Origin of the sequence: Shewanella saliphila, assembly GCF_014648295.1 — a bacterium.
In the GTDB taxonomy this organism is placed as follows: Bacteria; Pseudomonadota; Gammaproteobacteria; order Enterobacterales; family Shewanellaceae; genus Shewanella; species Shewanella saliphila.
Map to the genome: position 1 here is coordinate 59,717 of NZ_BMQV01000006.1, position 14,499 is coordinate 74,215.

Genomic DNA, 14,499 nt, shown 5'->3' on the forward strand with positions numbered 1-14,499 from the left:
GACTTGATTATGTTAGATTACGAAGTATTAAGATTTATCTGGTGGGCATTAATCGGTGTAATATTAGTCGGTTTTGCTGTGGCTGATGGTTTTGACATGGGCGTTGGTGCCTTATTACCGATTATTGGTAAAGACGACACCGAGCGCCGTATTATGATCAATACCATTGCCCCTCACTGGGACGGCAACCAAGTTTGGCTTATCACCGCGGGTGGTGCTTTATTTGCTGCTTGGCCTATGGTTTACGCGGTATCATTCTCTGGCTTTTATGTGGCGATGATGTTGGTGTTATTCGCGTTATATATGCGTCCAGTTGGCTTTGATTACCGTTCAAAAATTGAAGATCCAAAATGGCGTAAGTCATGGGATTGGGCTTTATTTGCCGGCGGTTTCGTGCCACCACTGATTATTGGTGTGGCATTTGGTAACTTGCTGCAAGGCGTGCCATTTAATTTTGACGAATATCTACGTGCAACTTACCACGGTGGCTTTTTCGGTCTTTTAAATCCATTTGGTTTATTAGCCGGTCTTGTCAGTGTCAGCATGTTTATGATGCAAGGTGCGTCTTGGTTACAAATGAAAACCGAAGGCGAGCTACGTGTACGCAGTGTTAAAGCATCACAAATTTGTGCGAGCTTGTTGTTTGTACTATTTGCTGCAGCAGGTGTCTGGTTAGTTAATGGCATTGATGGCTATGTGGTTACATCAACACTGGACTTAGCAGGCCCATCAAACCCAACGACCAAAACAGTTGCTGTTGAAGCGGGTGCCTGGTTAACCAATTACGACAAATACCCTGTGACTATGTTATTCCCAATTTTGGGCTTAATTATGCCTGTATTGGTTGTTTTGGCCAGTCGCTTTAATCGTAGTGGTTTTGCCTTCTTGTTCAGTTCGCTTGCTGTTGCTTGCGTTATCTTTACTTGCGGTACTGCGATGTTCCCATTCTTAATGCCATCATCATTAGAGCCTAATGTGAGCTTAACTATGTGGGATGCAACGGCGAGTGAAATGACCTTAACCGTCATGACGCTAGTTGCGGCTGTTTTTGTACCCATTATTTTGTCTTACACTGCTTGGACTTATTACAAGATGTTCGGCCGTTTAAATCGTGAGTTTATTGAAAACAATAAAACCTCACTTTACTAAATTAAGGAGCAACATCTATGTGGTATTTTGCGTGGATTTTAGGTGTATTACTGGCTTGTTCATTCGGTATCATCAATGCATTATGGCTTGAGAACACTGAAAACATGGACCGTCAAAACGAAGATTAATCTACTGTTTTGAACCTATGCAGTAACAAAAAACCGCTTTAGTGATAAAGCGGTTTTTTATTGGCTGCAATTTAAATTATTTGTTCAATATTGCTAGGTATTTTGTTGCTGTTTGATTGTTAGGGTCAATACTCATTACTTGCAACAGTACAGATTTAGCACTATCAATTTCTCCTACATTAACCAGAAATAAACCGAATTTAAGTAAAACTGGTACGTCTTCAGGGTATTTGTCTAAGTAATCTAAATACGATGTTAGAGCTAATTGGTTTTGACCTTGCAAGTGTAAAATTTGCGCATATTGTGGCAAATATTCATCGTTGTATTGAACGATTTTGGATAAGCTATCTATCGCTTGTTCAAAATTATTAAGCTTTAAAGATAACCTTATAATCAGACTTAGCTCCTGTTCCTCTCTCTCTGTGTCACTAAGTTGTAATATTGTTTCTAATGCATTTTCGAATGAGTTAGTAAAAAACTGATAATAACTTTTTGCAAGATAATACAATCGTTCTATTTTAACGTCTTGTCTAATGAATGGTTCCAAATACTCGACCATTTTATTTATACCTATAAGATGTTTCTGATGAATAAGTATGCTCAATTTTCTTGTTGCGTTATTAAGGTTTTCAACTAAATTGGTATTGGATTTTTCATCTTTCTTTACAAATAAATTACTATACTCATCAGTTAATTGTGCCAGTGTATTTTTATCATTTAGGGTTAAATCTTCAATGATATTTGAATGTTCACGTTGCCAAATTAAAGCCCTGCCAAAATGACGGTCATTACGCCATTGAGGAATAAAAGCACTAAAGTTTAATGGCTCGGCATACTCAGAAATTCTAGTTTTTAGTCGAGCTTTAGCATCTAAGGTTAAATCGTATAGTTCCTGAGCTATGTTATAAAATACATCATAGTAAATTTTGCTCTGATTATTGATATCATCAGAAGTCCAACTGTTAGAATTTTTAGTTGTAAGAAATTGTGAAAACTCGTAATACCCATAAAATTTTACAATATAAGAATATTTTTTATATTCATTATTGAACTCACTCTCTAAAGAGTCTAGTTTTTTCACCATCGAAATCAAGATGTTGTTATTTGACTTAATCTTGCTAATTTTTTTACATAGAGTTTTTGCTTGTTTTAGTTTAACGAGCAATTGCTCTAGTTTATTTATTGATACATCTAGAGTTGCTTTTACTTCATTTAACATCAAATTCTTTTCATTCACATCCAGAACAAAGCGCTGCGGGCAAATTAAGTCTCTTTGTGCAGTGCTTATATCCGTTAATGTAATGTCACTAGTACCTCTAAAATTAACATTTTCTACAATTGCAGCATCAATTGAAAGGTTTACGAAGTTGACCTTGGGGTGGGATTTTACAAATTGAGAAAGATCATTTATTGCATGTAAGAGTTGAATAGGTGTTTCGGCCATTTCACCTTTATAAGTTTTTACCCACTCATAGATAGTGCCAATATTAGCTCCTAAATTAGCTTTGTATGTATCTGAGGTATGAGTTTGTCCTGATTGTGAGTGGCAATAGTCTATTCCGCATAAAAGTATTTGAGAAAAGCCCATTTCTGTTGCAATATTAATCGCACTATTAGTAACTGTTGGACCTTCAGTTTTTATATTTTTATTATTTTTTTCATCATCCCAAGGGATTTGTTTACCTGTATAAAGCAAACTGCCATTCCATTGTGCTACTATTTCTGCACAAGTATGATCAGCGCTGATTAGTATGCTTTCATTGCTTAAGCTCATCATTGCTTCATTGACTTCGAAGCTATGATCTTGAGGGTCAACCGTTACAATAATATCTGATTTGATCCCTTCTTTAGATAATTTACCTGCAACCCTTGATACTGAAAAAACGATAAGTTTTTCTCTGTTTTCTCTTATCCAATTTAAATGTTGATTTAAAGAAGGGCCTCCACCAAGCACGATGCATGTTTTTCCTGGGAAGCTATTTTGTAGTAATTTTGCTGGCATCAAATTTTCTGCCAAGTTATCTAGTTGTCGTTTAAAAAATGTTTTCTGGGTAAACCCTACACTGCTTTCAAAATATTCATGTTCAATGGCTTTTTCAATGTCATGGTTTAATAACGCGTAAATGTCATTGCCTGATGCAGCTGTTGAATAATGGAGCTTGAATTTATGTTTAACAATAAATAGGTTAAAATCTGTATTCTTTAATATTTGCTTGAATTGTGTTGCGGTGCAAATTGAAAGCGAATTATTTAACGAGTCGGGGATATCTACATTAAGAAAGTTTAAAACCTCATCTAACTCTACAAAAAGGTACTTTGATCCCTCTGCTAACGGGTATTCCATAACATAGTTAGCGAGTAAGCCAGAATCCATACCAACTATGATATGTAGCGTGTTTTCTTGCTTAAATTTTGAGTGGAATTTTTTGTTAAAAAGAGATAAGGAGTCAATTTTTTCAAATGTAAGACGATTAACACTCGGTAAGTAATACTCATTAAATGGAGAGATTGCGAATACATTAGCAATTTTTTTTTCTTCGATCATCATAAGAGCCTCATCACCCATCATATTAGTGTCAAAATCTTGTCGCACATCAAGATAGCAAAAAGTGTGCCTTTATTGTATAACTGCCTTGTTTTATCGAAACTCTACTAGTTTATGTGAAGACTAAGTATATCGTCATACATTAATTTTATCTTCCTTAAGAGTTTTTGTATCGAGGCCGTTAATGTTTAGCTGATTGCGCTGAAAGTTTGGTCTAAAAATTGCAATGAATAAAGGTTAAATAATTTATTAGATTATAGAGTGTGAATGGGCAGAGTTTTACAATTCAGTCTAATAAGACAAACACTAATTAAAGGTGAGAATATGAATAGTTTGGTTGATGTCATTTCTAAGGACATGCAAAACGTTGAAGAATGTTATCGTCCTTCACATTTTTGGAAGATGGGATCGGCAAGGCTTCAAGATGATTTGGACGCTTATGGTATAACTCATTTTAGAACCTTACCTAGTGCTCTGAGTTACTTTGTCCCGACATACTTATTTGATGGCATGATCAATGAGCAGGAGAAATATAAGTACATACTTGCTAAGTGTAGAGAGATAGTTGCTAGACCTAAAGCACAAATGTATATCGAGGACTTGTTCAATGGGAGTAATCAAGCACGCAGTGATTTTCGTGTTTATGCTGCCAGTGATTGTAATCGTAAACCGTTCACTAGTAATTTTTCAGAATCTAATGTTGGAAACCCGATAGAGCAGTTTGATTTTTATGGGAAAAAATACAGCAGGTCATCTTTAAATTATCTACTAGGTATTAATTTCCTCAAGAAAAACATCTCCGATATCAATGTCAATTCTGTACTTGAAATTGGAGGTGGGTTTGGTTCATTAGGAGAGATTTTAATAAGCGATGAAAGAAATGACTGTTTTTATATGAATGTAGATATCCCTCCGACATGCATTTTTTCAACTTATTATTTGCAAACCATTTTTGGCAAAGACAAGGTTGCTGATTATAGTCACTTATCTAATGATAAGCTTAATATCAGCAAGTTGAGAGAGCAATACAAGGCTGCAATTTTATGCCCATGGCAATTACCTAAACTTGAAGGAGAGTTAGATTTATTTGTTAACTTTATTTCATTTCAAGAAATGGAGCCGCATATTGTAGAGAACTACCTTGCAGAAGTTAGTAGGCTTAAAAGTCGCTATGTATTATTAAGAAATCTACGTGAGGGTAAGCAAGTTGCTGTGAACGATTCACAAACTGGGGTAAAAAAAGCAATTAAATCTGGTGACTATGATATTTTTCTTCCAGAATACCAGTTAGTTGCTGTAAATGTTCTACCGTTTGGGTATGAAACCATAGACGGTTTTAACTCAGAGTTACGTTTATATGAACGTAAGAAGTAAGCAATATTTAAAGTGTATTATGAAACCGCGTTAGCTCAGAATTACCAAATTTACTAATTTAATGCATCATTGGCTACTACATACTTTAAGGCATTAGGCTTCATTAATAAGGTGTACATTACTGGCACCCACACTAGAGACAGCATAGTAGCCAGTAATGTACCACCCGCAATGGCGATGGCAAAAGGTGGCCAAAACCCGCCGCCAGCAATAATTAACGGTAAGAAACCGCCAATAGTGGTGATGGTGGTTGAACCAATATGGCGCCCGCAGCTGCTCACAGTATCGATAATGAGCGCTAAATTACCTTGCTTAGCATCGGGCACATCTTCTAACTCCGCTAAAATCACAATAGCGGCGTTAATCGCTAATCCCATTAAGCCTAACAAACCGATAATCACGGTAAACCCAAACGGGTAGCCAAACACAAATACTGCTAGCAAGCCTAACCCAGCCGATTGAAACGCACTAAGTAAGATAATGGCCGTTAATCTAAATGAGTTAAACGACAGGACAACTGTAGCTAGTAATAAGGTAAACACTAAGACAATGTTAGACAGTAAGTTGCCCACAGCTTCATTACGTTTAGCGCTTTCACCGCCCACTTCAACATGATAACCGGCTGGAATATCAAGGTTTGCGATAGCGCCTTTGGCGTCATTTAACACCTGAGCGGGGAGTACGCCACTGGTGATATAGGCTTCAATGGTGTTTACCCGCTCGCCATTACGACGTGGAATGGCGCCGCGGCTCACATTAACCTCATTATAAGACAGTGCAGATAAAGGAATGCCAGAACCCGACGGTGACACCAAGTTTATTTCGGCTAAACGGGTCGCTTGCTCACGGCTGGTATCGCCTAGACGGACTCGTACCGGTAACGATTCTGTTTGCTCTAAAATACTGCCGCCAATAATCCCTGTGGTGGCCATTTGGATTTGGCTGGCAATGTCACTTAAGCTTAAATCGCTCATTAGGCTGGCATCTTCATTTACCTGAAGCCACACTTTTGGCGCACCTGAGCTAAATGTGGCACGAGTATGAATGACATCTGGGGTGGCATTTAAAATGCCTCGTACTTGTTCGCCTAATGTCTTTAATGTATCTAAGTTAGGGCCGTAAATTCGTAGCTCTACAGGGGCATTAAACGGTGGGCCTTGCTCAAGTTTTCGAACCAGTATTTGTGCTTGTGGGTATTCTCTATCAAGCTCTTTTTGCAACTGTAGAATCAATCTATTTGCAGCAACAAAATCGGTGACTTTTATCATTGCCTGAGCGTAGTTTGTGGCGCCTTGCTGACGCTGGGTTAAATTGTAGTAAAACGATGGGGTATTACCGCCCACAACCCAGGTGGCAGCGAGAATATCGTCAATTTTTTGCAGTTTGTTATCAATCAACTTCACCTGGGCGAGGGTGTTTTCAATGCTGACATGAGGTGCCAGATACACCTCTAGCTGAAACATGTCCCTGTCTGATGGCGGGAAAAATTGCTCGGTCATTTTGCCGGCCGCAAAAAAGCCAGCCACGGGCAAAATACCAATCACAACGGCTGTCAATAACGGTCGGTTCAATGCAAAGCGTAAACTTGCAGTGAATGCCTGGCTAATTTTTGGAAATGCCATGCCTTGTTGATACCAGGCGCTTGGTTTTTCACTGCGGCTAAATCGCCCCGCAAGGCCAGCAATAATAGTATGTGAAATAATATACGACCCAAGCAGGGCAAACATAACCGAAATCGCAATCCCGCCAACAAACTCACCTGCAGCACCCGGCATTAACACTATCGGCGCAAAAGCCAGCATAGTGGTAACGGTTGACCCTGCTAACGGCAGCCATAAGTGATGTAAGGTTTTTGACACCGCTTCAAGTTTTGTCATGCCTTGCTGACGCCGCTGAGCAATGGCATCCACAATCACAATGGCGTTATCAACCATAATACCTAAGGCCACCACTAAGCCGGTGACCGACATTTGATGAATCGGTAATCCGGTGTATTTCATGCAAGTTAGTGTGAATAATGCGGTTAATGGTAGTGATATTGCCACAATGACGGCATTACGCAGGCCTAACGTGAGCATTAACACCGCGAGGATAATAATGAAGCCCTGGAGTAAATTAACCACTAAATCGCCAAGGCGATCCTGAGTGTAACCTTGCTGGTCAAACAGCCACTGTACTTCAATATTGGCAGGTAAGTTTACCGAAAACGCATCAATGGTTTGGCTAACTTGTTGTTGCCATAAATCTACCCTATTGTCGTTAAGCATACGGGCAGAGACCAATATGCCTTGTTGGCTATCAATTAGTGCAATACTGCTTGCAGGCGTTTTAGCCTGACGAGAGATATTTGCCACATCACCTAAACGGATAATCTGGCCATAATCATCAACTTTTAGCGGCACCTGACGAATACGATGTTGTGAATCAAGCTCGCCAGAAACCTCAACTAATGCTCTAAATTGACTGTTATTGATTTCGCCGGCAGAAATTTTACTGTCAGCATTGGCTAAAATAGCTGCAATTCCTGCAGGGGTTAAATGCAGTTTGCTGATTTTATTGCCATCAAGCTCAACCAGAATTTCCTCTTCTGGGGCACCGTAAAGTTTGGCAAAGTCGGTACCGTTCAGTAAGCGTAAGCGGCTTTGTAACTCTTTAGCATAACGGTTAAGTATGTCGGCTCTTACTGGAGAATCGTCGGTCCACACTATGGCTAATATGGCAGTGCTGGCATAGCCGAGTTGATCATCTAACACGCCATTTTGTGCAGCTTCGGGTAATAAAAACTTACTGTCGGCGATTAGGTCTCGCGCACGCGACCATACTGGGTCGGTATCGATTACCGTGTCTTTTAACTCGAGCTGAATAACCGAAATGCCAGGGCGAGATGTTGACTGCACTAATTTTAAATCTTCTAAACGGCGCAATTGGTTTTCAAGCACTTCGGTGACTAATGCTTCAACCCGCTCTGCTGATGCGCCTGGATATTGAGTAATAACCGACGCAAACCTGTTAGTGATGTGCGGATCTTCTGTGCGCGGCAGGCTTGATATTGCCCCTAAGCCGGCAACAATTAACAACGCAATAAATAAGCTTGTTAAGCGGCCATTTTCTAAAAACGCTTTAATCATAACGCCCCCACTAATTGGGTATTGGCGAGAGTGACTTTTTGGCCAACTACAATTTTATGCAACCCGTCTGACACGATTTGTTCATCGGCTTTTATCGCCCCGTTGATGAATGCTTGTTGTTCATTGGTGTAGATAATCTCGACGTCTCTGCGTTCAATTTGATAATGGGTTTGATCATCTTTCACCAGTACATAAACATTCCATAGTCCACGCACACCGTCAGTAAGCGCTGACATTGGTACCCAATATCCGGCGGTTAAATTATCTTGTTGATAGGCTAGATAGGCAATTTCGCCGTTGATCACTCTTGCTGACTCAGGTAACTGAATCCGCAACTGCACGGTACGGCTAATGGCATTCACCTCAGCACTTATACCGGCTATTTTTGCGGTAAAGGTTTGTTTGCCAACACGTACATCAACATGCTGTTGAGTCGTTAATTGCTGCGCAACATCGACCGGAACCCCAATATAAGCCACTGCCTGGCTATTACCAATTAAGGTAAATACTGGGCTACCAAGGGCAATTACCTCACCAAGGTTATGATAGCGCTGGCTAATTTTTCCATCAAATGGTGCAAGTAATGTCGATTTTTCAAGTTTTAAGTTGGTGGCACTTAAGCTTGCTTCTATTCTTTTTTTATTGGCTTGTAGGCTGATAACTTGTTGTTGGGTTTCATCGAGTTGTTGTGCTGAAACATAGTTTTGTGTTTTTAATTTTTCGGTACGAAGCAGGGTGCTTTTGGCTAAATCGATGTCTGCTTGAGTTTGCAATAAACTGGCTTCAAGCTGTTGTTTTTCAGCAATCAGTAAATCGGTATCTAATTGCGCCAACACTTGGTCTTTTTTTACGCTGTCACCACTGTCGACCACGATATTATTTAGCTTGCCAGCTAACTCAAAACCAATGCCTGTGGTGTTAGCCGAACGAATTGTCCCAGTGTAAGTTTGCATTTGTAGGTAGCGATCATTCAGGACTAATGTTTGCGCCTGTACGGACTGATACTCAATGGTGTGCGAATGCTCTTTGACTTCAGAACCACAACCACTTAGCAGAATTAAGCTTAATCCTAATGCTAAGCCTTTTGCATGTTGAGTAAATGAACTTGCAGCAAACATAAATAATCCTTTAAAGCGCTATGTGTATCGATGGGAACTCATCTCTATTTCAGATCTTAGCGCTAAAAAACGATACGCTAAACTGTAAGATGTAACTGATTTGTTAACTAGACTCATTAGTCTAATTTTATAGAACTAGACTGTCCAGTCTATTTTTGGTTATGATGAATTTATCGTGCTAGCACAAACCGCTAATCGAAATTGCTTTTTAGTCACCCTACGGAACCCACATGACAAAAGATACTTCAACCAAAAATAACGACGAACAAGTGAATTTGAGTCGCAGTGAACAAAAGCGAAATCAAGTGCTTGAGTCGGCAATGGAGTTATTTTGTCAAAAAGGATTTCCGTTAACCAGTATGGATGAAGTGGCAAAAAATGCGGGTGTATCAAAGCAAACGGTTTACTCGCATTTTGGTTCTAAAGATGATTTATTTGTTGCCGCTATTGATTCAAAATGCGTTGTACATCAACTCACTAGTGATACATTAATGGATGCAGCAAACCCTCAACGAGTCATACTGCAATTTGCCAAACAGTTTGGAGAGTTGATTGTTAGCAAAGACACCATGACAGTATTTAAAACCTGTGTTGCCCAAGCTGATACCCATCCAGAGGCATCTAAACTGTTTTACAACGCGGGCCCCAAACATGTTTTAGGGTTAATTTGTGAATATTTAACCAAGGTTAATCAACATGGCGATTACTACTTTGAGCACCCACATGACAGTGCTGTAAGGCTATGTTTAATGCTTTTTGGTGAGCTTAAGTTACGTCTAGAGCTAGCGTTAGATACAGATCATTTATTGTTAAGCAGACAACAATACCTACAAGATACCGCGGAGATGTTTTTGCGGGCTCATAAAGTTGCGATAAAATAATACCAATTCCATTAATTATCTGGTCATTCAGCGGGAGTTCTGTGTCTTCTAGGCAAGTAATAGAATTTTAGGCATAGTTGTTCTCGGCAACTGCTCCTGCGTTGCTCTACCTTCTGCATCCATGCAGTCGTACGTCAAAATGCTATTAAGCAGAATAGAAGGCACAGAAACCCGCCTTGCAGGAGGCACTCAGACTGTCCATTTCTTTGTTGCATTGCCTTAGAAGGGAATAACCATTATTTCAACAATGCGCCTCAAACTGAACAATCTGAGTGACTCTGATTGGTCACATAATTAATGGAATTGGTATAATACATTGGATTTGAACTGAAGCGTGATTTAATCAGTATTGGTTCAGATAGTTAACGCTACTCACCATTTTATTTTGAAAGGATGCACATCGTTATGACATCTTATAAAGCTTTTGTCGCTAAGCCCAATGCACTCAGCTTATTGATTAAATCGTTATTGTTGGTTCCTGGATTATTGCTCTGCCAACAAGCCATTGCCGCACCTGACCGTTCACCCTTTTCATTAACGGTTGCACGCACCTCAACCGCCACAGCGGATGTTGGTGATAATGGTGCTAATGAACTTCAGCGTGACGCCTGGAAAACCAGTTTTTCAGCCTCCATGCCGTTAAATCGACAATGGTCTATAGGGGCAAATGTTGGTTATGATAATTTAGATTATGATTGGCGGATCAACCAAGCTACCCAGCTGCTATCAGACGAGCAAGACTGGTCGACGGTTCATCAATACAGCGCAGGATTATCACTGACATATCGTTTAGATAACCATTGGATGTTTTTAGTTGCGCCGCAATTAAAATATGCTTATGCCGATACCGCATCGTCATCTAATGCACAAAGTTACGGTGTTGTAGCATCAAGTATGTACCGTTTTGACTCAGGCAATATGCTGGGTTTTGGGGTGGCTTATTTGAATGACATTTCAGAAGTGCGCACTGTGCCATACATAGCCGTTCGCTGGCAAATTAACGACAAGTTAGTGCTAGCTAACCCGTTTCAAGCAGGTTTCAGTGGCCCTGCAGGCTTAGAGTTAAGTTATCAATATCGCCCAGATATTGATTTTGGTATTGGCAGTTCAAAACGTACCGAACGCTTTTTAGTCGCAGACGATGACCAAACCATCGAGATTGACGAATGGGTCGGCTTTGTCCGTGCAGGTTGGAAAGCCACCGATAGCTTAAGCCTTAATGCGTATGCTGGTTATTACTTTGGCGGTGAAATGGAATTAAGCGATCCAAAAGTGACCGAAGACATTGAAGACCAGGCTGCATTTGGCTTGGTGTTTAAATTAGCTTTTTAAGCTAGTGATATAAATTACCGTTTTTAGAATAAAAAATGCCGCTGGTTATCAGCGGCATTTTTCTATCAGCCAAATGGCTAATAAGCTTAAACATTAAAAATAAGTGACTTCTTTAACTCGTTTAGGGCGGTTTTGTTGCTGGTACAATTGCCATACTTGTTTAAAGTCTAACGCTAACTCAGTGACATAAAACTCACCAGAAGGGTAGGTCTTAACCACTTTAGCACCGCGAATAACACCACTAACACTCGATTTAACATTGTCGTCAGTTAATAACCACTCACTGACATCGCTATTCGCTGAAACCTTTTGGCCGTAAACTTGTTCTGCTAACTCACGGTATGCGGCAATTTTTGACGCTTGCATCGCCATTAAAACCCGGTGTGAAGCTTCAGGACTTGGTTGCGTAGCTAAAGGCGCATAACCTACCGCCGTTAACGTTGGGAACGATTCTGGTGCCTCGGTTTCCCACTGCACGTATTTATCTTTACCGGCACACCCGCTTAATAAAACCAGCGTAATAACGCAGAGTAGTTGCTTCATAGCTCATCTCCTAACACGGTATAACGGCTGTCGCCTTTTTTCTCATGGCGGTAAAGTAAGCCGTTACGAGATTCAATTAATTCAGATGGCTGCAAATATCCCGATAAACTCGAAGCTGCGACAAATGACTGCACCGCAGAAAGCACACGGTTGTTAGTCACATTGACGACTCGACCGTTGAACACAACGCCTTCAGGTGTCATGGACATTGTTGACACTAATACATGCGACACAGGTAAACCCGAGGGTAGTAATTCCCAGTTGCGGCTCAACATAAACTCGCCTTGTTCTGTTGCACGTAAATTAATCGCAACATTCATATCAACTAAATTAAACTCACGGGCATGAAACGCAGCCAACATGCCTTGTTGTAATTGTAACGCCAACTCATTGGTGGCATTTAAGTTATTTGACAGTACAGGGGTTGTAATAAGCAGCGGCTGATCTGAGCGTAAAGCATCGTTTTGCAAAACCAATTCATTAACCAGTTTTTCAGCCCACACATTAATCTGGCCCTTTGGGGCTAACCCAGCACCTTGAATGTCATAAATGAGCTGGTTTTGATAAACCCCATTTTCATCAGCAACGCTGGCGTATTTACCATTATTTTCAAACGCTAAATTGTTTGCCGGGTTCGGTGTTTGGTTACACGCCGCGACAGTTAATATCGCCAGCACTGCTGTGAGAGTAAACCTATTAATCATGATGGTTCCTTTTAAATGTCTGCTGTTTGTAGTGTCAGTAGCTAAGGTTTTATTTATATTTATCAGAGGTTTGATAAATATTTACCTCGCTTGTCACCACGGTGCGCGACAAAGCAGCAAATGAACTATAAAACTTTATCGGCAAATACCTTAAAAGCTTTACTGTATTTGAGTGTGACCAAGCCCAATTGTGTTAATTAATTTAATGGCGCGATTTTTGCTTGTTAAATATCAATGATTTTAACTGCCCAACTGACGATTTTTTGACATTAGGATATCGTATGCCGACGCAAACACACCTTACTAAGCGCGCAACACGCTTAAGCAAAATTGCACTAGCGTTAATGCTAATTGCGAGTCTATTTCAGGTGCAACCGGCTTTTGCTGAGCTGGTTGAGGTTACGGGTCGGGCAAAAATTGTTAACGGCGACATAGATAAGGCCCGGGAAGATGCCATTAGCCAGGCGTTAAATTACGCAAGCTTAAAAGCGGGTGTTAATTTTTCGAGCGAGCAATCCATCGACCAAGGGCGATTGACTCAAGATGTGTTTCAAATTCAACGCATGGGGTCCGCTAATAATGTCGAATTAATGAGTGAGATAATCAGCCAAAATACCATCACCGTGGTATTACAGTTAGCGCTCTCTGAGCAAGAGCCGAACGCACAGTGTAAAAGCCAATCATTAAAAGCCGCAATTATGTTGCCACAATCTTATTTACAAGAGCGGGCTCAATTACGTTACGGCCAATTAGCCAACTTTGAACAGCAAATTACTGAAAAATTGGGTAAAACCATCAACTCTCAATCGCGTTATAGCTTTGCTCGAATACATGCAGATGAAAAAATAGATAACACCAACCAATTGGTTAACTTTAGAGGTTATCGTATTCCCACCTGGTTAGGCGAAATAACCGAAAGCCAATACGTGTTACAGCCTGAAATCATTGATATTTCAACTGGGCCTGCACAAAATGGCTTTTTGGGGTTAACCGAAGATTATCCCATCAGGCAGTTCATGATAAAGCTCACGCTATATCATGGCATTAGTGGTGAGGTTGTGTGGACAGAAACCTTTGCCACATCAACAGAGTGGGAGTTTGAAAAGCAAGAAACCGTATCACCCGCTAGCCAACGTTTTTGGCGTTCATCCTATGGTCAAGCCATCAGTGAGATTTTTCAAACGAGCGTGCTTAATTTAGATAAACAATTAAATTGTCGCCCGTTGTTAGGCCAAATTATTGCCAGGCAAGGCGACAGAATTATCATTAATTTGGGCCGTAAAAATGGGGTAAAAATGGGCGATAAATTTCAGGTCGTGCTGCAAAAAAATATCCCAGACCGCCTAAACACAATGAGGCCAATAGCCAGTAAAAGTCGGGCAAATATTGTCATTGACCAAGTCAGTGAAGACAGCGCCACTGCGATATTTAATGGCATTGATGGCGCTGATAATATTCAAGTAAATGATATTGCGATCAAAAATTAACCATCAATAATGTTTAAGTGTATTTTGTAGTCCATTAACGCTGTTGTGAAGCGTATATCATGTAAATATTCTCCGTAAACATCGTTAATGCGATTAAGATTTAAGCAATT

Annotated in this window: 11 protein-coding genes; 6 read left to right on the top strand and 5 right to left on the bottom strand. The window is 40.2% G+C overall.

All coding sequences use genetic code 11. The annotated features are described in order from the left end of the window. The first annotated feature begins 9 nt into the window (after positions 1-9). Both cydB and cydX read left to right on the top strand, forming a co-directional pair. Positions 10-1,149, top strand: coding sequence for a cytochrome d ubiquinol oxidase subunit II (cydB, locus tag IEY48_RS04840; protein ID WP_188917827.1), 1,140 nt, complete (start codon positions 10-12; stop codon positions 1,147-1,149). Between the two features lie 17 nt (positions 1,150-1,166). Continuing rightward, positions 1,167-1,277 (top strand): cytochrome bd-I oxidase subunit CydX, encoded by a 111-nt coding sequence (gene cydX, locus IEY48_RS04845; RefSeq protein WP_188917829.1) that lies wholly within the window; start codon positions 1,167-1,169, stop codon positions 1,275-1,277. Between the two features lie 76 nt (positions 1,278-1,353). Here the strand turns inward: cydX and IEY48_RS04850 are convergent, their stop codons facing one another. After that, complete coding sequence (locus IEY48_RS04850; protein WP_188917831.1) at positions 1,354-3,825, bottom strand: 6-hydroxymethylpterin diphosphokinase MptE-like protein; 2,472 nt, start codon at positions 3,823-3,825, stop codon at positions 1,354-1,356. A gap of 321 nt (positions 3,826-4,146) precedes the next feature. On the opposite strand from IEY48_RS04850, the gene IEY48_RS04855 reads away from it, so the two are divergent. Beyond that, positions 4,147-5,196 (top strand): putative sugar O-methyltransferase, encoded by a 1,050-nt coding sequence (locus tag IEY48_RS04855; protein ID WP_188917833.1) that lies wholly within the window; start codon positions 4,147-4,149, stop codon positions 5,194-5,196. A 53-nt stretch (positions 5,197-5,249) separates the two neighbouring features. On the opposite strand, the gene IEY48_RS04860 is transcribed toward IEY48_RS04855, so the two are convergent. Next, positions 5,250-8,324, bottom strand: coding sequence for an efflux RND transporter permease subunit (locus IEY48_RS04860; protein ID WP_188917835.1), 3,075 nt, complete (start codon positions 8,322-8,324; stop codon positions 5,250-5,252). Next, a complete protein-coding gene (locus IEY48_RS04865) occupies positions 8,321-9,442 on the bottom strand; it encodes an efflux RND transporter periplasmic adaptor subunit (protein ID WP_188917837.1) in 1,122 nt (373 codons plus the stop codon). The genes IEY48_RS04860 and IEY48_RS04865 overlap by 4 nt, the downstream gene beginning before the upstream one ends. A 230-nt stretch (positions 9,443-9,672) precedes the next feature. Here IEY48_RS04865 and IEY48_RS04870 point away from each other — a divergent pair, with 230 nt between their 5' ends. Both IEY48_RS04870 and IEY48_RS04875 read left to right on the top strand, forming a co-directional pair. Next, positions 9,673-10,323 carry a TetR/AcrR family transcriptional regulator gene (locus IEY48_RS04870; RefSeq protein ID WP_188917839.1) on the top strand — a complete coding sequence of 217 codons (651 nt, stop codon included), beginning with the start codon at positions 9,673-9,675 and terminating at the stop codon, positions 10,321-10,323. Between the two features lie 405 nt (positions 10,324-10,728). Then, the gene (locus tag IEY48_RS04875) at positions 10,729-11,655 is read left to right on the top strand and encodes a TonB-dependent receptor (RefSeq protein WP_188917841.1); all 927 of its coding nucleotides are present in this window, start codon (positions 10,729-10,731) and stop codon (positions 11,653-11,655) included. 93 nt (positions 11,656-11,748) lie between these two features. Here IEY48_RS04875 and IEY48_RS04880 read toward each other — a convergent pair whose 3' ends face one another. Continuing rightward, the gene (locus IEY48_RS04880; RefSeq protein ID WP_188917843.1) at positions 11,749-12,198 is read right to left on the bottom strand and encodes an LPP20 family lipoprotein; all 450 of its coding nucleotides are present in this window, start codon (positions 12,196-12,198) and stop codon (positions 11,749-11,751) included. Then, complete coding sequence (locus tag IEY48_RS04885; protein WP_188917845.1) at positions 12,195-12,902, bottom strand: FlgO family outer membrane protein; 708 nt, start codon at positions 12,900-12,902, stop codon at positions 12,195-12,197. The genes IEY48_RS04880 and IEY48_RS04885 overlap by 4 nt, the downstream gene beginning before the upstream one ends. 281 nt (positions 12,903-13,183) lie before the next feature. On the opposite strand from IEY48_RS04885, the gene IEY48_RS04890 reads away from it, so the two are divergent. Continuing rightward, the gene (locus IEY48_RS04890) at positions 13,184-14,389 is read left to right on the top strand and encodes a flagellar assembly protein FlgT (RefSeq protein ID WP_188917847.1); all 1,206 of its coding nucleotides are present in this window, start codon (positions 13,184-13,186) and stop codon (positions 14,387-14,389) included. Positions 14,390-14,499: the final 110 nt, after the last annotated feature.